Source organism: Dorea longicatena, assembly GCF_025150085.1.
GTDB classification, from domain to species: Bacteria; Bacillota; Clostridia; order Lachnospirales; family Lachnospiraceae; genus Dorea_A; species Dorea_A longicatena.
Genome location: NZ_CP102280.1, coordinates 2,632,935 through 2,655,002, shown reverse-complemented (window position 1 = coordinate 2,655,002; position 22,068 = coordinate 2,632,935). Strand labels below are relative to the sequence as shown.

The window sequence follows — 22,068 nt, the reverse complement described above, 5'->3', positions numbered from 1 at the left end:
GTATCAGAAAAATTGAACGCTGGATATTCAGAATATGTCATGGGTAGAAGACGCCAACAGACAAGTAGATTTTCTAATCAAGCAGTTACATTTAAAAGGAACGGAAAAGATACTTGATCTTGCATGTGGATTTGGTCGGCACTCACTGGAGTTTGCCAGACGTGGGTATGATGTTACCGGTATTGATATTACACCGGCGTACATAGATTATGCAAACGAGCAGGAAAAAAAAGAAAATTTGAATGCAAAGTTCATTTGTCAGGACATTCGCACGATCACATTTGATGAGGAATTTGATGTTGTGCTGAATATGGCGGATGGAGCAATAGGATATCTTGAAGACGATGGGGAAAATCATAAGATTTTTTCTGTCATTGCGAAAGCATTAAAAAATGGTGGAAAGCACTTTATGGGTATCATGAATGGAAGCTATGCCCAAACACATTTCCCTTGCAAGTTATGGGATGCAGGAGAAAAGGGACTTACATTATCTGCTTTTGAATGGGAGAAGGATAGAAAAACGCTGATATATGGGCAGGTAGACTATATGTATGGAGAAGCACTTTATAAGCCTGAAATGAAAGAAGGAAATCCTATAAGGTTATATAGTTTGGATGAAATCACGGAGATATTCTGTAAATTAGGACTTCGTATTTGTAACAGCTTTGCTGATTTCAGTGGAAAGCCGAGTTCTGATAATGATATTCAATTGATGGTTTATTCCATACGGGAATAAATCTTCATCAAATCTTTATTTTTTTCTGTTAGGTTATATTTCAGTAAGAAATGAAATATAGAAGGAAGGATAGTAAAGATGGAAATGATGTTACAGACACAAAATCTATGTAAATATTTTAGAAAACAGAAAGCGGTAAATAATGTTTCACTTAATATCGAAAAGGGACAGATTTATGGACTGCTTGGACCGAATGGCGCTGGTAAATCTACCACATTGAAAATGCTGACCGGTATGATGAAACCAACTGCAGGAAAGATTTACTTTGATGGAAAACTTTTGGATAGGAAAGATTTATCAAAAATAGGAGCGTTAATTGAAAATCCGCCTATTTATGAAAATCTTTCCGCCAGAGAGAATTTGAAGGTAAGACAATTATTGCTTGGTACAGATGAAAACAGAATTGATGAGGTCTTGCAGATTGTATCACTTACAAACACCGGAAAGAAGAAAGCAGGACAGTTTTCTTTGGGGATGAAGCAAAGACTAGGCATTGCAATGGCATTGCTTGGAGAACCGGAACTTTTGATATTGGATGAACCTACGAATGGATTAGATCCAATAGGCATCGAGGAATTACGAGAGCTGATCCGGTCTTTTCCGGAACAGGGAATCACTGTAATTCTCTCCAGTCATATTCTCTCAGAGGTACAGTTACTTGCAGATAAAGTCGGGATTATTTCAGGTGGAATCTTAGGATACGAAGGAGCATTAAAGCAGGGAGATAATCTTGAAGATTTGTTTATGAATGTGGTAAGAAAAAACCAGAAAGCAGGTGAAATCCATGGTTAATATTATAAAAGCAGAACATCAAAAAGCCAAAAGAACCATGCGAAAAAAGTTTATCTGGGGATTTCCTCTTCTTACATTTGTCATGGCATTTATATTTACTCTTGGGATGACAAATGCTTATGCAGAAAGTGTTTGGAACTGGTGGTATACACTTTTGCTGCCGGGGATGATTGCTCTATTTTGTTATCTTTCTGTGGCGCAGGAGAAAAAGATAAAATACTATCATTTAATGACTATTCCCACAGACAGAAGAAAATTGTTGCTGGGGAAAATTATTTATATTGGGTACATGATTTTGTTTTCTAATGTGATTGTGTTTGCAGGAGCAACGCTTGGAGGCTTTCTTCTAACGACACATGTTCCAGTTGGAGGAGCGTTGATTGCAGTATTGTTTCTGACGGTTTCTGAGTTATGGGAGATTCCGGTAGCTTTATTTTTAAGTGAACGATTTGGAATGATTGTAAACCTGTTCGTCTGCCTATTTATTACCGTCAGCGGTGTGGTAATATCACAAACCAGAATCTGGTATGTACTTGTTTCTGCAATCCCTATGCGAATGATGTGCCCGTTGCTTCATGTTTTACCAAATGGACTTGCCGCAGAAGCAGGGAATCCTCTTTTGGATACGGGAGTCATTGTTCCGGGAATGTGTCTCTCAATCATCTGGTTTGTTTTTGTAACGGTTCTGTTTTTGAAATGGTTTGAGAGAAGAGAGGTGAAATAAGATGATTGGAAGATCTCTTAATGCAGACTTGCGAAAGATGAAAGGAACATCTGTGATTCTGGCACACTTACTGATTCCGATTATAACCAGCGTTATATTTTTAATATATTACTTTTTTTCACCATGGAATGAAAATATGAAAGTGATTGCATTTTATCAGGCAATAGGAGCAGGACTTCCGGTACTTATTGGAATTTTTACAGCAAGTGTGATGGAACAGGAACAAAATGCAGGTGATTTTCAAAATCTGTTGTCTTTACCGGATAAACCTGCAGCATTTTTATCGAAACTGTTGATGCTACTGGTTTTGTGTCTGTGCTCTATCCTATTGACAGCAATCATATTCGGAATTGGATTTGGAAGAATCGCATCAAGCGATATCGAAATCATGAAAGGATGTATATTTGCAGCATTGCTGCTGTGGGGAAGCAGTGTTCCACTTTATCTGTGGCAGCTGATTCTGGCTTTTCAGTTTGGAAAAGGGGTATCCATTGGAGCAGGGATTATATCAGGACTAATTAGTGCATTGATGCTTACCGGACTTGGAGATTATGTGTGGAAATATGTATTTGTCTGCTGGACGGGTAGAGTACCATATACTTATCTGCAATCTGTATTGGGAGAAACTAGTGTAGGTGAATGGTTGTCATTCATACCAGGTTGCTTAATATTTACAGGGATTAGTATGGTATACTATTTTTGGTGGGTAAACCACTGGGAAGGAAACAGAATATCGGAATAGAATCGAGGGAAACTATGGCAAAAATACTGGCAGTTGATGATGAACCGGCAATTTTGGAAATGATAGAAAGCATTTTGAATAAGGATGGACATCTGGTTACCAAAGTAAGTAATCCACTAAAAATTAATATGGAAGAATTACATCGTTATGACCTGATTTTACTGGACATTATGATGCCTGGAATTGATGGCTTCGAATTATGCAAAAGAATTAGGATACTTGTGGATTGTCCGATTTTGTTTCTTACGGCAAAAACGGAGGAAAACAGTCTGGTAAACGGACTTTCTTTAGGAGCAGATGATTATATTTCAAAGCCATTTGGAGTGATGGAACTTCGGGCAAGGATCAATGCACATCTTAGAAGAGAGCACAGGGAACATTCTGTCCGGATGGTTTTGGGGAGGGTCTGTATTCAAATATCTCAAAAGAAACTATTGGTTGATGATAAGGAACTTCTTCTTACGAAAGCGGAGTACGAAATCTGTGAATTTCTGGCTAAAAACAGAGGACAGGTTTTCTCGAAGGAACAGATATTGGAAGCGGTCTTTGGCTTTGACAATGAGAGTAATGACAGTACTATAATCACGCATATCAAAAATATAAGAGCAAAATTTGCGGATTATGATTATACACCGATAAAAACAGTCTGGGGGATTGGATATAAATGGGAAGAGTAAAGAGAAGCAATGCACTCAGCAGGATTTTTATGAGATATGTACTGGTCATGCTTGGATCATTAGTTGGTTTGGTGATTGTTGCTTATCTGCTGCTGTACCTTTTGATTAGTGTGGGCTGTATTTATCCGGCAAATTATGCAGAGCAAAAGATTAATGAAGCATATGATACGATTCTACGTGCAGATAAAGTGACTGCTGAGATGATTCCCGCACTTTGTGATTATGTAATCTTTTCAGAGAATGGAGAGAAAATAGGTGGAGATCTGTCAGAACAATACGAACAGATAGCATGGAATGTTGCAAAGTATGGAAACGCATCCGGGAAATATTTTTATAAAGTAATTGTAAGGGAAAATGAATATGTTGTATTGCAATATCGCCTGACACCTCAATATCATTCAGCTTTTTTGAGGGAGCATTTTATAGGACCACAGAATGTGATGATTATTATGTCTGTGATTGGAGCGGTAGCGATTATCATCATTCCGTCCATACGTTTTGGAAAAAGAATCAAAAAGCAGATGCAGCCTGTATTAGACGCAATCGGACAAATAAAGGATCAAAATCTGGAATATGAGACATCCTGTTCCGGTATCAAAGAGTTTGATGACTGTTTATCGGCAATCGATGATATGCGAGATGCATTGCGAGAATCTTTAGAAAAGCAGTGGAAAACAGAGCAGGAAAAGAAACAGCAGATGTCTGCTTTGGCGCATGATATTAAAACACCTCTTACGATTGTACGGGGAAATGCAGAACTACTTTCAGAGACTGAACTGACCACAGAACAGAAGAAAAATATCACTTATGTTTTGAACGGCACAACACAGATACAAAGTTATGTAAAACAGTTGATAGATGTCACAAAATCATGGAATTGCAGTGATGTTACCTATACAACGGTGAGGTTAGAAGATTTTTTCGCAGATATAAAGGAACATGCACTCGGACTGGTAGAAATCTATCACCAGAAGATAGATTGGAAGGCGGAACAAAGTGATAAAAAGGTAACGATTGCTTATGATCCAATGTTCCGGGCCGTAATGAATGTGATTCAGAATGCAGTGGAGCATACAAAAGAAAATGGAATCATTTATATTGACGCAAAGGAGCAGGATGACCGGCTGACATTCATTGTGGAGGATAGCGGATCAGGATTTACAAAAGAAGCATTATTGTATGGCACAGAGCAGTTTTTTATGGATGACACAAGTAGAAATGGCGAAGCCCATTATGGGATGGGACTATTTTTTGCAAAAACTGTGGCTGAAAAATATGGTGGAGGTATTAAACTTTCAAATTCTGAAAATACAGGTGGGGCGAGGGTAGAAATATTTTTCCTGAGTAGTCAAGAAACAAGCTAAATAGACCGCAATTAAGCTATGTAAAAGAAATTTTACATGCTTTTATCTAATATGTAAAAGCCTTTTGATAGACATTACTACTACGTTTGCTGTAATCTCATGGAAGAAGGAGGCATACAGAATTATTCATGTCTATGTATACGGGACATAAAATGATTTCAGGTAATAAAAGAACAAGAAAACAGGTGGAAAATACAAAAGCGGAGGAATAGTAAATGTTAGAGTTAGGAATAAAAGCACCGGATTTTGAATTGCCGGATCAGAACGGAGAAGTGCATAAATTAAGTGATTATTTAGGTAAAAAAATAATTTTATATTTTTATCCAAAGGATAATACACCAGGATGTACGAAGCAGGCAAGTGGTTTTTCTGAGCGTTATCCACAGTTTACTGAGAAGGGAGCTGTTATTCTCGGAGTAAGCAAGGACTCTGTAGCGTCTCACAAGAGATTTGAAGAAAAATACGGACTGGCATTTACGCTATTAGCAGATCCGGAGCGTAAAGTTATTGAAGCATATGATGTCTGGAAAGAAAAGAAAAATTATGGAAAAGTATCTATGGGTGTAGTAAGAACTACATATCTTATTGATGAGCAGGGAATCATTATAAAGGCAAATGATAAAGTCAAGGCGGCAGATGATCCTGAAAATATGCTTGAGGAATTGGCATAATGAAGATTATTTTATCACCTGCAAAAAAGATGATTGTAGATACCGATAACTTAGCACCGGTTGAGCTGCCTGTCTATATTGATAAGACAGCAGAAGTATTAAACTGGATGAAAAGCAAATCAAAAGAAGAACTGAAAGCTATATGGAAATGTAATGACAAGATTGCAGAGCAGAACTTTAACAGATTGGAAAATATGGATCTTTATAACAGGCTTACTCCGGCTGTTTTAGCATATGAAGGGATTGCATTTCAATATATGGCACCATCTGTGTTTGAAATCCAGCAGTTTGAGTATTTGCAAAATCATTTAAGAATCTTGTCTGCGTTTTATGGCATTTTAAAACCAATGGATGGTGTGACTTCTTATCGTCTTGAAATGCAGGCAAAGGTTGGAATTGGAGATGCAAAAAATCTGTATGAGTACTGGGGAGAATTGTTATACCGCTCAGTAATCGATGACAGTAGGATTATCATTAATCTTGCATCAAAAGAATACTCAAAATGTATAGAAAAGTATCTGACACCACAGGACAGATATATTACGATTGTATTTTGTGAGTTATCCGGAGATAAATTGGTAACAAAAGGTACATATGCCAAGATGGCTCGTGGTGAAATGGTCAGATTCATAGCGGAAAATAATATTGAAAATCCGGTGGAGATTCAGAAATTTGACAGACTCGGATATTCGTTTAGGTCTGATTTATCTTCAGATTCAGAATATGTATTTGAACGCAAAATAAAATAGCTATTCAGGTAAAAGATGCTCAGTTTGGCATCTTTTATAATAATGAGAAGACATGTTACGGCAAATGAAGTGTATGAATTTATAAAAGAAGCATATCCAACAATTGGAAAAGGAACTGTATATAGAAATCTTGATATATTGGTAGAGGAAGGTGCATTAAGAAAGGTTGAAGTTCCGGATGGATCGAACAGATTTGATTTTACATTGAAAAATCATTACCATGTAAGATGTATAAAGTGCGGTGAAATTTTTGATGTGGATATGGATCAAATACCGGATTTGCTGGAAAGAATTCATAACACTCATGGAATTGAATTTGTGGATTATGATATTTCATTTAAAGGCATTTGCCCGAAATGCAGGGAGAAAGTAAAGGAGGAACAGCATGGATAGGAAAGCAATGTATAAGTTGAGTTATGGACTGTTTATATTGACCGCTAAAGAAGCAGAAAAAGATAACGGATGCATCATTAATACAGCCATTCAGGCAGCTTCGGAACCAAACCAGTTAAGTATCTGTGTAAATAAGGCAAATTATACGCATGATATGATTCAAAGAACTGGAAAATTTACTGTATCAGTCTTAAGTCAGAAGGCACAATTTGAATTGTTCAAACATTTTGGCTTCCAATCAGGAAGAGATACCAATAAGTTTGAAGCATTTGAGCAGTGTGCCAGGGGCACAAATGGTATTTATTATATTACAGAAGGTACAAATGCATACATTTCCGTGACAGTTACTAAAACAGAGGACTTGGGTTCACATACGATGTTTATCGGTGAGATAACCGATATGGAAGTTTTAAGCAATGTTCCTTCAGTAACATATGATTATTATCAGAATAATATTAAGCCTAAGCCACAGGAGGTTGGAAAAACAGAGGACAGTCAGACAATATGGCGTTGCAGAATTTGCGGATATGAATATGTAGGAGAGGAATTACCAGATGACTTTATATGTCCTTTGTGCAAGCACCCGGCATCAGATTTTGAAAAAGTAGTAAAGAAAACGGAGGTAAAAGAGATGGCAGCAAACAAATATGCAGGAACACAGACAGAGAAGAATTTACAGGAGGCATTTGCAGGGGAATCACAGGCAAGAAATAAGTATACCTATTTTGCTTCTGTAGCGAAAAAGGAAGGTTACGAGCAGATGTCAGCATTGTTTTTAAAGACTGCAGATAATGAGAAAGAACATGCAAAGATGTGGTTCAAGGAATTAGCAGGAATTGGTGATACAAAGGAAAACCTGGCGGCAGCGGCAGAAGGCGAAAATTATGAGTGGACAGATATGTATGATGGCTTTGCTAAAACAGCTGAGGAAGAAGGATTCCCTGAGCTTGCAGAAAAATTCAGGGCAGTAGGTGAGATTGAGAAGCACCATGAGGAAAGATATCGTGCACTTCTTAAGAATATTGAAACTGCACAGGTATTTGAAAAGAGCGAAGTTAAGGTATGGGAATGCCGTAACTGCGGACATATTGTGGTAGGAACTAAGGCGCCTGAAGTATGTCCGGTATGTAATCATCCACAGAGCTATTTTGAAGTACATGAAGAGAATTATTAAGGAGATGAGATTATTACGAAGAAGAAAGTGATTAATTCAAAAAAAGCGGTAATGATAGGTGGGGTTGCACAAGAAATCAGAACCGCAGATGATGTGATTTCAGATATGAGAGGAAAATATGGATTGTTTTAGATTTTGCGAAATGGTTTGATTCTATTTGAAAAAAATACTGCTATATAACCAAAAGGCTCAGGGAATTTCCTCTGGGTCTTTCTTAAGATTCCTCGAAAATTGAGAATTACATATGTTCAATTCTTTGTATTAGGTATATATTTTGAAAAGTTGTCCGGTTATACTGACAATATCAAAAGGCAGAACTGTTAGAATGAGGTGAGCAGATGGATACAGCACAGAAAATAAGGTTAATTCGGATGATTGAAAAAATAGAGAAGAATCCAGAATTCAGTAGTAAAATTGGTGTGAGAAATACATCTGAGTTTATATCAAGTAAACAATCAAAAAAATGAATGATTCAAATCATAACAGAAGTCAGAAGGAGTAGAATATGTTATCGTTACTATTTGCTATATGCATGATCTGGTTTATTGGAAAATTTTTTATATTTGGTGTAAAAGCATCCTGGGGAATCTTAAAGCTGCTCTGTACAGTTGTATTTTTCCCGGTGATTTTGATAGGAATGGTTGTTGGCGGACTGATTTATATTGCATTTCCATTGTTGATTATCGGCGGAATCATTGCACTTATATCGTCTAACTCATAAAAATAGGAGGGAAGAAATTATGGGATATGATATAGAAAAAGAGAAACGAGAAGCGATTGAAGCAGGACAACGTGCGTTAAGTAGTCTTCGAACAGCAGAAGAAAACCTGAACAGTGCAAAAAATTGGGGCTTGGTAGATATGTTTGGCGGTGGATTCTTTTCTACGATGTTGAAACACTCCAAGATGGATCAGGCCAGACAAAATATGGAACAGGCGAAATATGATCTTCGTAATTTCAGTAGGGAATTAAATGATGTGAACATGGCTTGTAATCTGAAGATCAATACTGGAGACTTCTTATCCTTTGCAGATTATTTTTTTGATGAATTTGTTGTGGATTGGATGGTGCAGGATCGAATCAATAATGCCAGACATCAGGTGGAAGAAGCCATCCGCAGAACGGAATACATCATAAACCAGTTACAGCATATGTAAAGGAAAGAGGCAGTGGACCATAAATAGGTTCGCTGCCTTGTTTTTTCATACTTATTTCTGTTTCTTTTTTTCTTCTCTGAGCAATTCGATGTTTAGTCCCTGCTCTCCGGCTGTTTTATCAACCCAGAGATTCAGAGAATCTATTGCCAGAGAAATTTCATCCAGTTTGTTACTGATAAAAGCAAAATCCTTGATCTCATCATCGCTGATCTTACCGTCACGGGCAATCTGGATCAGACGTGTGGTAAGAGGATTAATCTCATTCAGACTGGCAATGGTTTCCAGGATTATATTGGATAAGTCAGAAACTTCGACTTCCGGGACATAACGATGACCGATTTCGCATTTATGAGAGCAGTAATAATTGCAGAGATCTGGTCGCCCGTAAGCATCGGCCATCTGGATAATATCGTAAGGTGTAGGTTCCTGCATTTCATATTCAAATTTTTCAATTTTAGAATCAGAAACAGCAGTCATTTTTTCGCTGGCTTCTGATCTGGTAAGACCGGCTTCTTCCCGGCAAATCTGATAAATTGTCTTATTTTCTCTTGTAGATTGTTTCCCCATGAGAATAACCTCCCTGTATATCGCAAAACATGAGGATTATCGGGTGGTAAGTCCACATGCTGTACGTCTATTTCCTTTATGAATTTCATTATACTTGAAGCAGCAAGAAACAACAAGAGATAACAGGAAGGAGCAAGTTATATGCTTTTGTGGCAAGGCAACAGCACATATGATACAGAAGCAGATAAAAGAAGGCTGCGAAACATAAGGCATGATAATAACATAGAGCAGATTCGGAAGAATGGATTTATGAGATATTGATCTACAGAGCCTGCCACCGGCAGCTTCTTCCGAACGCATGGCGATATAGAAAAGGCAGTGAATCAAAACTGATTCACTGCCTTCTTTGTTAACGGCTGATAACTTTAACAGTTGTATCGGCATGATCATCTGTTAGTGCAAATTTATCTTTCAGGCCTTCTGTGATATAGACTTCACCGGAATCCGTTACGAAGACCGCTTCAAAATCATTACTCTTTCCCCAGAAATCGGCCGCTTTTTCAAGACCCATAACAAATAATGAAGTGGATAACGCATCGCAGGTTCCGCCATCATCGCCGACAATTGTCACGGAACAAAGGCCGCTGTCTGCCGGATGTCCGGTTGCCGGATCCATGATGTGCCAGTAGGTGTGCCCATCCTGCTCAAAGTAGCGTTCATATCCGCCGGAGGTAATGACGGCCTGGTCTGTGATAGAAAGAACCATCATAGGCGTATCGCCATTCGGATCCTTGATTCCGACTTTCCATGGAGAACCGTCGGGCTTGGAACCGATTGTCTGTACATTTCCTCCAAGGTTTAAGAGTGCGGATTTGACACCGTTATCGCGAAGATACTGGGCAGATTGCTGACCGGCATATCCTTTGGCAATGCTTCCGAGGTCGATGGTCATTCCGGAAGGAATGGTTACGTTGCTGGTTGTCTTATCAAATTCCACCTTAGTGTAATCTACCATAGGAAGTAATGACTGGATCGTGGATTCATCCGGTACCTGGTAGTCACCGGTGGTAAATCCCCATGCCTTGACGATCGGGTAGATAGAGATGTCGAGTGCACCGTCTGTCTGGGTACACATTTGAAGTGCCTTCTGCATTAAGTCAGAGACATCGCCGGTAAGGGTTCCGGAACCGTTCTGATTGATATGATATATCTCACTTCCGGAATCTGTGACGGATACTTTCTTTTCAAGATCCGTCAGTACTTTCTTTGCACCTTTTAGTACTTTTTTATCCCCATATGCGCTGAATTTGATGGTAGTATCCATAGCAAAAAAATCAATGCGTTCCGGTTCGCTGGCTGTACTTTTTGAGGTGTTTTTTCCGGTGCCGGAAGCACTGGAACATCCACACGCCAGACAGGCAGTGATCAGTATTATTGATAAAATTTTCTTCATAACAAAATCTCCTCAGACTATAATTGGTGAAAAATTTTCAACAGTGTTAGTTTGGATTGACATGGCAGGAAAATATTGGTAGCATTGTGCTACCTAGGTTAGATTTGCCTAACAAAACTATCATTTAATATACCATGAAAGGAGCGGGGGTTCAATATCTAATTGTTATTGAGATGGTAGTGAGAATGGAAAAAGAATGTAAAAATACTAACGAGGAGGAAAATATGAAAAAGAATGTAAAAAAAGTAATATCTTTTATTCTGTCCATGCTGGTTATTATTTCTACAGCAGTTACGCCTGCGATGGCAGCGGGGACAAAAGAGGCACCGACAGAAGTAAAGAGCGTTACGGCCAGTGGTCTTTGGACAACAGTTTTAAATCTGGAGTTTGAAGATACAACCTGGATGGATAATATTAATAAAGTAATTGTAAATGATAAAGAATGCAAGAAAAGTACGATCAACAGTTTCTCGAGTGATACAAATATTTGGGAAGTTGGCAGTGCTACGGGTGCATATGGAAGTTACAAAGCATTGAAACTGGCAGTTCCGGATGGAAAATTATGGACAGTTAAGGTTTCGGCAGACGGATACAAGGATCTGACTGTTAAAATTACCAAAGAAACAGTAAATTATACAGATACTTATAAAGCGGAAGTAGTTTCAAATTCTGGGGAGACAACCAATAAGACATATACTGTTGACGTGACACCTGCAGTAAATGGTAAAATAACACTTAGTGCCGCAAAAGATATAAAAGAAGGTGACACAGTTACCGTAACAGCAACTCCGGACGAAAATTATGAAGTAGTTGCAGTCACTGTAAAAGGAGTAAGTGGAAAATCTGTTGATGTCCAGAATGCAGAAGGAATTTATACATTTAAGATGCCGGCAGAAAACGTAACTGTATCAGCTACATTTAAAGAGAAAGCTATAGCCGGAAATAAAAAAATTGAAGTGAGTCAGGTTAGCATCAACAAAGATCTTTGGGGAAGTGACTGGGAATTCACTTTTAAAAATGCTGAAGATTATGTAAGCGCGATCACAGATGTAAAAGTAAACGGAACTTCATGGGAGGAAAAATCTTATAGCGTTTCGTCAGGCGGCCAGTATTATAAAAATACCAGCAGCAATAAATTAGTCTGTGCAGCAAGAGAGTACAGTGCAAATCCGACAATTCCGGTTCTGAAAAGTGGTGATATCATTACCATTACAGCAAATGGATACGAGGATCTGACATTCAAACTTGTTATCAAAGATGGCAATGCGTCTCTTGTAGAAGACGATGGACAGGGAGATCCATATGATCTTCATGTAAAGATTGATGGTTCGTTCGAGGCAGCTATTGTAGGACAGAAGAACTACGATGGTGTATCAAGTGCAAGTGTCGGAGGATCATCCAGCAATAAGAACAGCTCAGTAAAAGTGTATGGCGCCCTTGTGAACAAAGGAACAGAGCCTGCAGACAATGACTGGGAAGAGCTGGATAACTTATCAAAGATTAAATTAGACGGAAGTAAATGTAAAGTAGATATCGTTCCGGACACAGCAAACGGAACTCCTGCAGACAGCGACAGCGGTATGAAAGGTGTTTATATGACGATCAGCAGTAATCTGACACTTAACGGAACACCGAAAGATGCGGGGACATATCTGGTCTCAGTATCCATTACCGATGATCAGGGACGAACTGCAGTCAGCAATACACTGCCATTCAGAGTTTATTCAGGAGATGAAACTCTTGCAGAACGTCTGAAAGAAGAGAATTTTAAGAAATATGACAGCGGACTGTATGCATGGGATATCATGGAACCATGGGCAATCAGCAAATTTGGAACGAATGTAGAAGGTGAAGAAGAAAGCGTACGCGTGCCGGCAGGGTTAGAAGCCTGGTTCGGTTCAAAAGAGAGCGGTACATATGGCTATCTGGGATACGATCTGCCGTGGAAGAAGGTGATGAGTGGAGATATCCCACAGACACTTTATATTCCGAATGGATGTAATCTTACATTGACGAATATGGAAATTCTCAGCAGTGTACGTATTGTAGTAGAAAACGGCGGTAAGCTGACATTGTCAGATTCAGTTGTTCAGGGAATTATCGATGTCCAGAGCGGCGGTACATTCTCTATGAATTATGACGCTTATAAGAATGCATTTACAACAGGTTCTTCTATTTGCGGACAGCTGCGTCTGGCAGATGGGGCAATATTAGAAAATGCAGCTATCTATTCTCATGCAAATTATCTGGCAAATGGGGATCTGACAGACCGCAACACATCAGAACCGGTTGTAACAGCAACAGGTAATGTGACGATCAAAGGTCAGGTATTTATTAAAGGTGCCGAAGATGGAGACGGAATCGGACAGACAGCACTTCGCGTAGATGGAACACTGCGCCTGGCAGACGGGGCAATACTGGTTACAACCGGCGGAGAAGGTATGATCAACGAAAATGACGGTGGAACTGCAATTGATATTAAGAGCGGAAAGATTACCGGAAATGGAAAACTTGTAGCTATTGGTGGTAAGACATTCTGGGGAAATGGTGGAAATGCCGTAACCGGAAATGGTACGATTGAGACTGCATCAGCATTCCTTCAGGGAGCTACTGCAAGTAAAGCAAAAAACAAAGAAGCAGGAAAAGCAATCGGAGATAACATCAGAGTTATAACATCGGATCGTTATATCAAAGATGGAGAAGTAAGCGATAATTACGGAACAGATGATGCTTTGAGCGGTCTGTACTGGAAAGAAGGAATTGACGCAACACCACCGATAGACAAATATGTAACATCAGAAGTGGAAAATATTCTTTCATTAGAAGGTACACTGGATAAGACTTATGACGGCAAAGCCGTAAATGGTCCGGTTGTAAAAGCAGGAGATAAAGTACTTGCAGAAGAAACAGATTATACACTGACTTACAAAGATTCAGAAGGAAATGAATTGTCAGAAACTCCGGTAAATGCAGGTACGTATACAGTAACAGTTAACGGTCTTGGAACATACGCAGGCATGAACCTGAACGTAACATTTACTATCTCGCCAAAGGCAGCAGAACTGGCGGTTGTAGCAGATCCATCTTCAGCAAAATATGATGGAAAGAGCAAAACTCCGGAAGTTACAGTAAAAGACGGAGATAAAGTACTGAAAGAAGGAACAGATTATACACTTTCTTATGTATATGGTGAGGATGCCGAGACAAAAGATTTCGCAGGGGCAGAATTTGTAAAAGAAGGAAATTACACAATAACTGTAACTGGTATCGGAAACTATGAAAGATCAACAGGAAAAGCAGTATTTACGATCAGTAAAAATAATTCTGCATCTACAGATCCGACAAACCCTTCAAATCCAAACGGGGATAAGAAAGTCACAGACAAAAAAGTAAGCAATAATACAAATAATGTTAAACCAGTTGTAAAGAACGTTGCAGCAAAGAACAACAAAAATGTTCCAAAGACAGGTGATAACGCAAATGTATTACTCTGGATCGCGCTTGCAGTTATTTCTTGTGGAGTACTCGCAGGAGCAGGTGTAGCAGTCAGAAAACGAAAATAAGATTATAAATCATATAGCAGAAAAGGAAGCATTTGGAGTAGGATCCAGATGCTTCTTTTTGTTATACCAAAGTATTCATGAAAAGCTGTTGGTGGTAGCTTTTGCAGAGGGTTAATATGTTATACTATATATTGGTTACCAACATTAACCGGCAGAAAAAATTTTATAAGTTAGTGTGAAATATGGAGGCGTAGAATTGAGCTATAAAAATAATTCAAAAGTATACCATGAAGCCGACATCAGAAATGATTACAGAAAACTGACAAAGCTTCTGATCGAAAAAAATCTGACAATCACCACAATGGAATCTGCAACATCGGGGCAGATTGCTTCGCTGATCACAGATACAGAAGGATCATCAGCAGTTCTGAAGGGGGCGTTTGTTACATATTGTAATGAAGCGAAGATCATGCAGGGCGTTCCGGCAGAAGTACTGGATACCTATACGGTATATTCGAAGGAAACGGCAGAGGCCATGACCAGGGCATGCACAGAAACCTACAATGCAGATATCGGAATCGGGGTTACCGGAACAATGGGAAATATTGATCCATCCAATCCGGATGCTTCCGTTCCGGGACAGGTGTATTTTGCAATTGGAGTAAAGGGAGAGATACAGTCGTATTATATTGAACTGGAGCCGCAGCCGACTCGCCTGGCATATAAGCTTGCAGTGGCAAAAGAAATCTATGACGAGCTTATGAAGCGGATTTCGTGATCTCTTGTAGGTATTATATTATAGAAAGGATTATATTTTGAAAGTATACAAAAAAAGTAATGTTTATTAAAGATAAGATTCGTTAAAACGGTATTCGATAAAGCAATATTCAGTAAGTGTTAGTAAATATCAATAAATGATAAAAAAGAAATAAGAGAGGATGAATAATCATGACACATGAAGATTATGAGCGGGCAGCAAATCACTGGAAGATTAAAGATGCATCTGACGAAAAAATGGACAGAGATACATTATTGAAAGAAATCGAACAGTACATAAAATCGAATAACACTTGTGCACTGGCAACCGGAAGCGGTGAATTTGTCAGAGTAACACCAATCGAGTACACATATCATGACGGGGCATTCTGGATGTTCTCGGAAGGTGGAGAGAAATTCAAAGCACTTGAAAAGAATAAGAATGTGTGCCTTGCAATCTATGATAAGTATGAAGGTTTCGGAAAACTGAAAGGTATGCAGGTGACGGGAACGGCAGAGGTGGTTGATTATTTCTCGGAGGAATATATTGCAGCTGCAGTATATAAGAAAATACCGATAGAAGCACTTCGAAAATTACCGGAGCCGATGAATCTGATAAAAGTAGCACCGTCCAAAATAGAATTTCTGAATTCTGAATTCAAAAAGTATGGATGTGCAAGCCGGCAGCGTGTAGATGTATTTAGAGAGCGGTCATTACATAGAGATAACAAATATAGAATAGACACATAGAGAACCCAATAGTTATTGTGAAAATGTCTGCAGAAGAACCGTGAATAGGATTCAAATTGTCTAAATTGTCTGAATTGCAGAAAATATAAAAACAATCTTGACAATTCAAACCCCCTTGTGGTATATTAATCTAGCTGTCGCGTTAGACAAGGCCGTGAGGTAACAGAGTCGAAGCAGAAGACGGCGCTAACTGATTGGAAAACAGCAGGTAATGCTGAATGGTAATCAGAAATCTTCAGGAATTGCTCCTGAAAAAAAGAATAAAATAACAGTTGACAAACACAACTGATTATGATATTCTTAATAAGCTGTCGCTTGAGACAAACGAATGTTTGACGAAAGGATAGCAGTCGAACAGCTGAAAAGCTGATCGAAAAAAGATTAAAAAAAGTTCTTGACAAACGTCAATGAATATGATAATCTAAATAAGCTGTTTCAAACAGCAAAGACAAAGAACCTTGATAATTAAACAATAGACAACAACCCTGAAAATTCTAAAGAGAATTATTCAGAACAGACATTTAATGTCGAACCTTAAAACAGTAAAGGGGATAAGAAAGCTAGTAGTTTTCTTGAACTGGAACGAACTTGATTTTAAGTCCGAGTCAAATCGGAATTAAAGATTTTTAACGAGAGTTTGATCCTGGCTCAGGATGAACGCTGGCGGCGTGCTTAACACATGCAAGTCGAGCGAAGCGCTTTGGAAAGATTCTTCGGATGATTTCCTTTGTGACTGAGCGGCGGACGGGTGAGTAACGCGTGGGTAACCTGCCTCATACAGGGGGATAACAGTTAGAAATGACTGCTAATACCGCATAAGACCACGGTACCGCATGGTACAGTGGTAAAAACTCCGGTGGTATGAGATGGACCCGCGTCTGATTAGGTAGTTGGTGGGGTAACGGCCTACCAAGCCGACGATCAGTAGCCGACCTGAGAGGGTGACCGGCCACATTGGGACTGAGACACGGCCCAGACTCCTACGGGAGGCAGCAGTGGGGAATATTGCACAATGGAGGAAACTCTGATGCAGCGACGCCGCGTGAAGGATGAAGTATTTCGGTATGTAAACTTCTATCAGCAGGGAAGAAAATGACGGTACCTGACTAAGAAGCCCCGGCTAACTACGTGCCAGCAGCCGCGGTAATACGTAGGGGGCAAGCGTTATCCGGATTTACTGGGTGTAAAGGGAGCGTAGACGGCACGGCAAGCCAGATGTGAAAGCCCGGGGCTCAACCCCGGGACTGCATTTGGAACTGCTGAGCTAGAGTGTCGGAGAGGCAAGTGGAATTCCTAGTGTAGCGGTGAAATGCGTAGATATTAGGAGGAACACCAGTGGCGAAGGCGGCTTGCTGGACGATGACTGACGTTGAGGCTCGAAAGCGTGGGGAGCAAACAGGATTAGATACCCTGGTAGTCCACGCCGTAAACGATGACTGCTAGGTGTCGGGTGGCAAAGCCATTCGGTGCCGCAGCTAACGCAATAAGCAGTCCACCTGGGGAGTACGTTCGCAAGAATGAAACTCAAAGGAATTGACGGGGACCCGCACAAGCGGTGGAGCATGTGGTTTAATTCGAAGCAACGCGAAGAACCTTACCTGATCTTGACATCCCGATGACCGCTTCGTAATGGAAGTTTTTCTTCGGAACATCGGTGACAGGTGGTGCATGGTTGTCGTCAGCTCGTGTCGTGAGATGTTGGGTTAAGTCCCGCAACGAGCGCAACCCCTATCTTCAGTAGCCAGCAGGTTAAGCTGGGCACTCTGGAGAGACTGCCAGGGATAACCTGGAGGAAGGTGGGGATGACGTCAAATCATCATGCCCCTTATGACCAGGGCTACACACGTGCTACAATGGCGTAAACAAAGAGAAGCGAACTCGCGAGGGTAAGCAAATCTCAAAAATAACGTCTCAGTTCGGATTGTAGTCTGCAACTCGACTACATGAAGCTGGAATCGCTAGTAATCGCAGATCAGAATGCTGCGGTGAATACGTTCCCGGGTCTTGTACACACCGCCCGTCACACCATGGGAGTCAGTAACGCCCGAAGTCAGTGACCCAACCGTAAGGAGGGAGCTGCCGAAGGTGGGACCGATAACTGGGGTGAAGTCGTAACAAGGTAGCCGTATCGGAAGGTGCGGCTGGATCACCTCCTTTCTAAGGAATAAAAGTAAGGGTTGTTATCTATTGTTTAGTTATTAAGGCTGTCAAAAGCTTAATAATGAATTCTGGTGGCGATGCGCTTGAGGGTAACACCCGTTCCCATCCCGAACACGATGGTTAAGACTCAAGCGGCCGATGGTACTTCACTGGAGACGGTGCGGGAGAGTAGGTGGCCGCCAGGCTATAAAAAATTGAAGAACACGAAGCAGATCCGCTGCAAATGTTCGGGAGATTCATATAGATACAGGCAAGAGATGAGCAACAACTTATCGGTGCCAACCTCATCAGCAAGGCAGTGCTGTTGCGATAGCTGGTTTTACCAGTGATTAGAGAGTTGAAAGTAAGCTTTCAGGTTTCTAATGACTGATAAAAATTCAGTCAATTGAATAAGATGCAGAGTTCGAAAGAATGATACATCACCATGTACCTTGAAAATTGCATATAAGAAATAGAAATGATAAGATTTTAAATATCTTAATCAAGACATCCGAGGTAATTGTTATAAACAGAGTAATAATTACTGTCTGAAGAAAACAGACGTAAATAAAATTGACCTTAAGCCAACGCCGATAACGCTATATCGGTGTAGCGATCATTCATTCCCGTGAATGAAAGCAAGTTGGTCATGCTAGAAAGAGCGTATGGTGGATGCCTTGGCACTAAGAGCCGATGAAAGACGTGATAAGCTGCGAAAAGCTTCGGGGAGGAGCAAATATCCTTTGATCCGGAGATCTCTGAATGGGGAAACCCACTTGAGCAAACCTCAAGTATCCTAACGCCAATACATAACGTTAGGAGGGGAACCCGGTGAACTGAAACATCTAAGTAGCCGGAGGAAGAGAAAACAACATGTGATTCTGTGAGTAGCGGCGAGCGAAAACGGAAGAGCCCAAACCGGGGTGCGTGCATCCCGGGGTTCGGACCGCATAATTGATTCAACAAATTTAGCAGAACGGTTTTGGGAAAGCCGGCCAGAGAGGGTGAAAGCCCCGTAAGCGAAAGATGAGTTGACATGGCGGTATCCAGAGTAGGTCGAGACACGTGGAACCTTGACTGAACATGCGGGGACCACCCCGTAAGGCTAAATACTCCTTAGTGACCGATAGCGCATAGTACTGTGAAGGAACGGTGAAAAGGACCCCGGGAGGGGAGTGAAACAGAACCTGAAACCATATGTTTACAAGCTGTGGAACCACTTTATATGTGGAACCGCGTACTTTTTGTAGAACGGTCCGGCGAGTTGCGCTGGCTGGCGAGGTTAAGCACCAAAGGTGTGGAGCCGAAGGGAAACCAAGTCTTAATAGGGCGAATGAGTCAGTCGGAGCAGACCCGAAACCGGGTGATCTATCCATGTCCAGGTTGAAGTTGCCGTAAAAGGCAATGGAGGACCGAACCCACATCCGTTGAAAAGGGTGGGGATGAGGTGTGGATAGGGGAGAAATTCCAATCGAACCCGGAGATAGCTGGTTCTCCTCGAAATAGCTTTAGGGCTAGCCTCATATAAGTCTTGCGGAGGTAGAGCACTGAATTTCCTAGGGGGCGTCAAAGCTTACCGAAGAATATCAAACTCCGAATGCCGTGTAGATGTTGTATGGGAGTCAGACTGTACGAGATAAGTTGGACAGTCAAAAGGGAAAGAGCCCAGACCTGCAGCTAAGGCCCCAAAATGTGTGTTAAGTGGAAAAGGATGTGGGATTTCAAAGACAACTAGGATGTTGGCTTAGAAGCAGCCATACATTCAAAGAGTGCGTAATAGCTCACTAGTCGAGAGGTCCTGCGCCGAAAATGTCCGGGGCTGAAACACACTGCCGAAGCTCAGGAATGTACCTAGTACATTGGTAGAGGAGCATTGTATACGGGACGAAGCAGTACCGATAAGGAGCTGTGGACTGTATAGAAGAGAGAATGCCGGAATGAGTAGCGAGAGGAAGGTGAGAATCCTTCCGGCCGAATATCTAAGGTTTCCAGAGTAAAGCTGATCTGCTCTGGGTAAGTCGGGGCCTAAGGCCAGGTCGAAAGACGTAACCGATGGACAACAGGTTGAAATTCCTGTACCTTAAGTAAACAGAACTGTGGGGACACGTGTGGAGAGCACAAGCCGGAAATGGAAAAGCCGGTGCAAGCGGGGTAGGAGTACAGTAGGCAAATCCGCTGTACAATCCGAAGACGTGATGCGGACCGAATTAAGAGTAGGGAAGTGTGTGAGCCATGCGTCAAGAAAAGCCGCTATTGTTTTACTTAAGCCCGTACCGTAAACCGACACAGGTGGATGAGGAGAGAATCCTAAGGCCGACGGGAGAAGCATTGTTAAGGAACTCGGCAAAATGACTCCGTAACTTCGGGAGAAGGAGTGCCAGCGAGAGCTGGCCGCAGAGAATTGGCCCAAGCAACTGTTTAGCAAAAACACAGGTCTATGCAAAACCGTAAGGTGAAGTATATGGGCTGACGCCTGCCCGGTGCTGGAAGGTTAAGAGGAGAGGTTAGCGGTAACGCGAAGCTTTGAATTTAAGCCCCAGTAAACGGCGGCCGTAACTATAACGGTCCTAAGGTAGCGAAATTCCTTGTCGGGTAAGTTCCGACCCGCACGAAAGGCGTAATGATTTGGGCACTGTCTCAACAATGCACCCGGTGAAATTGAAATACCAGTGAAGATGCTGGTTACCTGCGCCAGGACGGAAAGACCCCATGGAGCTTTACTCCAGCTTGATACTGGGATTCGGTATTGCATGTACAGGATAGGTGGGAGGCTAGGAAGTGATAACGCCAGTTGTCACGGAGCCGCTGTTGGGATACCACCCTTGCAGTATTGGATTTCTAACCAGCGACCATGAACTGGTCGGGGGACAATGTCAGGTGGGGAGTTTGACTGGGGCGGTCGCCTCCGAAAGGGTATCGGAGGCGCTCAAAGGTTCCCTCAGAATGGACGGAAACCATTCGAAGAGTGCAAAGGCAGAAGGGAGCTTGACTGCGACACCGACGGGTGGAGCAGGTACGAAAGTAGGACTTAGTGATCCGGTGGTATAAAGTGGGATTGCCATCGCTCAACGGATAAAAGCTACCCTGGGGATAACAGGCTTATCACTCCCAAGAGTTCACATCGACGGAGTGGTTTGGCACCTCGATGTCGGCTCATCGCATCCTGGGGCTGAAGTAGGTCCCAAGGGTTGGGCTGTTCGCCCATTAAAGCGGTACGCGAGCTGGGTTCAGAACGTCGTGAGACAGTTCGGTCCCTATCCGGCGTGGGCGTAGGATATTTGAGAGGAGCTGTCCTTAGTACGAGAGGACCGGGATGGACTGGCCGCTGGTGTATCTGTTGCATACCAAATGCATGGCAGAGTAGCCAAGCCGGGACGGGATAAACGCTGAAGGCATCTAAGCGTGAAGCCCCCCTCAAGATGAGATATCCCTACGTAAGTAGTAAGACCCCTTGAAGACGACGAGGTAGATAGGTCAGAGGTGGAAGTACAGTAATGTATGGAGCTGACTGATACTAATCGGTCGAGGGCATGACCAAGCAAGGTGATAGGTAGGATGAAAGAAATATTTCTTGTATGCAGTTTTGAAGGTATATGAAAGATAAGAAGCAATCAACGATATGTTGGTTGTTTTTTTGTTGCGTATTTATTAAGAAGCTTTACCAAGATTTAACATAAGTATAGTCTGTGAAAATGATACGGATCATACATATGGAAAATATGGCTATGATTACGGAAGCAGGAATAACAAATAATGAAAGGGCGCCATAGGAATTGTTATT

General features: G+C 41.3%; 18 protein-coding genes, 3 rRNA genes and 1 pseudogene. 20 read left to right on the top strand and 2 right to left on the bottom strand.

Annotation, left to right across the window (positions count from 1 at the left end; genetic code table 11):
• Window positions 1-34: 34 nt before the first annotated feature.
• The 14 genes and pseudogenes from NQ508_RS12715 (at window position 35) to NQ508_RS12650 (ending at window position 9,179) form a co-directional block, all read left to right on the top strand.
• Window positions 35-736 (top strand): class I SAM-dependent methyltransferase, encoded by a 702-nt coding sequence (locus tag NQ508_RS12715; protein ID WP_006428691.1) that lies wholly within the window; start codon window positions 35-37, stop codon window positions 734-736.
• Window positions 737-814: 78 nt separating this feature from the next.
• Entirely contained in the window at window positions 815-1,528 is a 714-nt protein-coding gene (locus NQ508_RS12710) for a lantibiotic protection ABC transporter ATP-binding protein (RefSeq protein WP_005609481.1), read from the top strand.
• Entirely contained in the window at window positions 1,521-2,252 is a 732-nt protein-coding gene (locus NQ508_RS12705) for a lantibiotic immunity ABC transporter MutE/EpiE family permease subunit (RefSeq protein ID WP_004853398.1), read from the top strand. Before NQ508_RS12710 ends, NQ508_RS12705 begins: the two co-directional genes overlap by 8 nt.
• A gap of 1 nt (window position 2,253) precedes the next feature.
• Window positions 2,254-2,994, top strand: coding sequence for a lantibiotic immunity ABC transporter MutG family permease subunit (locus tag NQ508_RS12700; protein ID WP_005330844.1), 741 nt, complete (start codon window positions 2,254-2,256; stop codon window positions 2,992-2,994).
• A gap of 14 nt (window positions 2,995-3,008) precedes the next feature.
• A complete protein-coding gene (locus NQ508_RS12695; RefSeq protein ID WP_006428690.1) occupies window positions 3,009-3,671 on the top strand; it encodes a response regulator transcription factor in 663 nt (220 codons plus the stop codon).
• Window positions 3,659-5,035: a sensor histidine kinase gene (locus NQ508_RS12690; RefSeq protein WP_006428689.1), complete on the top strand. Its 1,377-nt coding sequence runs from the start codon at window positions 3,659-3,661 to the stop codon at window positions 5,033-5,035. Before NQ508_RS12695 ends, NQ508_RS12690 begins: the two co-directional genes overlap by 13 nt.
• A gap of 128 nt (window positions 5,036-5,163) precedes the next feature.
• Window positions 5,164-5,247, top strand: coding sequence for a DUF6219 family protein (locus NQ508_RS14315; RefSeq protein ID WP_465220215.1), 84 nt, complete (start codon window positions 5,164-5,166; stop codon window positions 5,245-5,247).
• A 3-nt stretch (window positions 5,248-5,250) separates the two neighbouring features.
• Window positions 5,251-5,706 (top strand): thioredoxin-dependent thiol peroxidase, encoded by a 456-nt coding sequence (gene bcp, locus NQ508_RS12680; protein ID WP_006428688.1) that lies wholly within the window; start codon window positions 5,251-5,253, stop codon window positions 5,704-5,706.
• Complete coding sequence (gene yaaA, locus NQ508_RS12675; protein ID WP_006428687.1) at window positions 5,706-6,455, top strand: peroxide stress protein YaaA; 750 nt, start codon at window positions 5,706-5,708, stop codon at window positions 6,453-6,455. Before bcp ends, yaaA begins: the two co-directional genes overlap by 1 nt.
• A gap of 15 nt (window positions 6,456-6,470) precedes the next feature.
• The gene (locus NQ508_RS12670; RefSeq protein WP_006428686.1) at window positions 6,471-6,848 is read left to right on the top strand and encodes a Fur family transcriptional regulator; all 378 of its coding nucleotides are present in this window, start codon (window positions 6,471-6,473) and stop codon (window positions 6,846-6,848) included.
• Window positions 6,841-7,461 (top strand): annotated as a pseudogene (locus NQ508_RS14310) (flavin reductase family protein); the annotation flags it as partial. The gene NQ508_RS12670 and the pseudogene NQ508_RS14310, both read left to right, overlap by 8 nt.
• Window positions 7,462-7,479: 18 nt before the next feature.
• Entirely contained in the window at window positions 7,480-8,022 is a 543-nt protein-coding gene (rbr, locus tag NQ508_RS14305; protein ID WP_242654806.1) for a rubrerythrin, read from the top strand.
• Between the two features lie 505 nt (window positions 8,023-8,527).
• Window positions 8,528-8,743: a hypothetical protein gene (locus tag NQ508_RS12655; RefSeq protein WP_028087389.1), complete on the top strand. Its 216-nt coding sequence runs from the start codon at window positions 8,528-8,530 to the stop codon at window positions 8,741-8,743.
• Window positions 8,744-8,762: 19 nt separating this feature from the next.
• The gene (locus tag NQ508_RS12650; protein WP_006428680.1) at window positions 8,763-9,179 is read left to right on the top strand and encodes a hypothetical protein; all 417 of its coding nucleotides are present in this window, start codon (window positions 8,763-8,765) and stop codon (window positions 9,177-9,179) included.
• Between the two features lie 51 nt (window positions 9,180-9,230).
• Here the strand turns inward: NQ508_RS12650 and NQ508_RS12645 are convergent, their stop codons facing one another.
• Both NQ508_RS12645 and NQ508_RS12640 read right to left on the bottom strand, forming a co-directional pair.
• Window positions 9,231-9,746 (bottom strand): helix-turn-helix domain-containing protein, encoded by a 516-nt coding sequence (locus NQ508_RS12645; RefSeq protein WP_044920599.1) that lies wholly within the window; start codon window positions 9,744-9,746, stop codon window positions 9,231-9,233.
• A gap of 349 nt (window positions 9,747-10,095) precedes the next feature.
• On the bottom strand, window positions 10,096-11,139 hold the full coding sequence (locus tag NQ508_RS12640) for an FAD:protein FMN transferase (RefSeq protein ID WP_044920597.1): 1,044 nt from the start codon (window positions 11,137-11,139) through the stop codon (window positions 10,096-10,098).
• Between the two features lie 224 nt (window positions 11,140-11,363).
• Here NQ508_RS12640 and NQ508_RS12635 point away from each other — a divergent pair, with 224 nt between their 5' ends.
• The 6 genes from NQ508_RS12635 to NQ508_RS12610 all read left to right on the top strand — a co-directional run bounded on the left by NQ508_RS12635 (window position 11,364) and on the right by NQ508_RS12610 (window position 21,825).
• Window positions 11,364-14,702, top strand: coding sequence for an InlB B-repeat-containing protein (locus tag NQ508_RS12635; protein WP_044920588.1), 3,339 nt, complete (start codon window positions 11,364-11,366; stop codon window positions 14,700-14,702).
• Between the two features lie 196 nt (window positions 14,703-14,898).
• Window positions 14,899-15,420, top strand: a complete 522-nt coding sequence (locus NQ508_RS12630) for a CinA family protein (RefSeq protein ID WP_044920583.1) — start codon at window positions 14,899-14,901, stop codon at window positions 15,418-15,420.
• Between the two features lie 170 nt (window positions 15,421-15,590).
• The gene (locus NQ508_RS12625) at window positions 15,591-16,148 is read left to right on the top strand and encodes a pyridoxamine 5'-phosphate oxidase family protein (RefSeq protein ID WP_006428671.1); all 558 of its coding nucleotides are present in this window, start codon (window positions 15,591-15,593) and stop codon (window positions 16,146-16,148) included.
• Between the two features lie 625 nt (window positions 16,149-16,773).
• Window positions 16,774-18,305: ribosomal RNA gene (locus NQ508_RS12620) — 16S ribosomal RNA — on the top strand.
• A 70-nt stretch (window positions 18,306-18,375) separates the two neighbouring features.
• Window positions 18,376-18,493 (top strand): 5S ribosomal RNA (gene rrf, locus NQ508_RS12615).
• A gap of 439 nt (window positions 18,494-18,932) precedes the next feature.
• Window positions 18,933-21,825 (top strand): 23S ribosomal RNA (locus NQ508_RS12610).
• The 16S, 23S and 5S rRNA genes sit together here, the layout of an rRNA operon.
• The last annotated feature ends 243 nt before the right edge of the window (window positions 21,826-22,068 follow it).

Excerpts from the sequence above, each read along its gene's own strand:
- NQ508_RS14315 (WP_465220215.1), top strand. The coding sequence starts at position 5,164 with ATGTCTATGTATACGGGACATAAAATGATTTCAGGTAATAAAAGAACA.
- NQ508_RS12635 (WP_044920588.1), top strand. The coding sequence starts at position 11,364 with ATGAAAAAGAATGTAAAAAAAGTAATATCTTTTATTCTGTCCATGCTG.
- bcp (WP_006428688.1), top strand. The coding sequence starts at position 5,251 with ATGTTAGAGTTAGGAATAAAAGCACCGGATTTTGAATTGCCGGATCAG.
- NQ508_RS12715 (WP_006428691.1), top strand. The coding sequence starts at position 35 with ATGTCATGGGTAGAAGACGCCAACAGACAAGTAGATTTTCTAATCAAG.
- NQ508_RS12670 (WP_006428686.1), top strand. The coding sequence starts at position 6,471 with ATGCTCAGTTTGGCATCTTTTATAATAATGAGAAGACATGTTACGGCA.
- NQ508_RS12710 (WP_005609481.1), top strand. The coding sequence starts at position 815 with ATGGAAATGATGTTACAGACACAAAATCTATGTAAATATTTTAGAAAA.
- NQ508_RS12655 (WP_028087389.1), top strand. The coding sequence starts at position 8,528 with ATGTTATCGTTACTATTTGCTATATGCATGATCTGGTTTATTGGAAAA.
- NQ508_RS12690 (WP_006428689.1), top strand. The coding sequence starts at position 3,659 with ATGGGAAGAGTAAAGAGAAGCAATGCACTCAGCAGGATTTTTATGAGA.
- NQ508_RS12700 (WP_005330844.1), top strand. The coding sequence starts at position 2,254 with ATGATTGGAAGATCTCTTAATGCAGACTTGCGAAAGATGAAAGGAACA.
- NQ508_RS12705 (WP_004853398.1), top strand. The coding sequence starts at position 1,521 with ATGGTTAATATTATAAAAGCAGAACATCAAAAAGCCAAAAGAACCATG.
- NQ508_RS12645 (WP_044920599.1), bottom strand. The coding sequence starts at position 9,746 with ATGGGGAAACAATCTACAAGAGAAAATAAGACAATTTATCAGATTTGC.
- NQ508_RS12640 (WP_044920597.1), bottom strand. The coding sequence starts at position 11,139 with ATGAAGAAAATTTTATCAATAATACTGATCACTGCCTGTCTGGCGTGT.
- yaaA (WP_006428687.1), top strand. The coding sequence starts at position 5,706 with ATGAAGATTATTTTATCACCTGCAAAAAAGATGATTGTAGATACCGAT.
- NQ508_RS12625 (WP_006428671.1), top strand. The coding sequence starts at position 15,591 with ATGACACATGAAGATTATGAGCGGGCAGCAAATCACTGGAAGATTAAA.
- NQ508_RS12695 (WP_006428690.1), top strand. The coding sequence starts at position 3,009 with ATGGCAAAAATACTGGCAGTTGATGATGAACCGGCAATTTTGGAAATG.
- rbr (WP_242654806.1), top strand. The coding sequence starts at position 7,480 with ATGGCAGCAAACAAATATGCAGGAACACAGACAGAGAAGAATTTACAG.
- NQ508_RS12650 (WP_006428680.1), top strand. The coding sequence starts at position 8,763 with ATGGGATATGATATAGAAAAAGAGAAACGAGAAGCGATTGAAGCAGGA.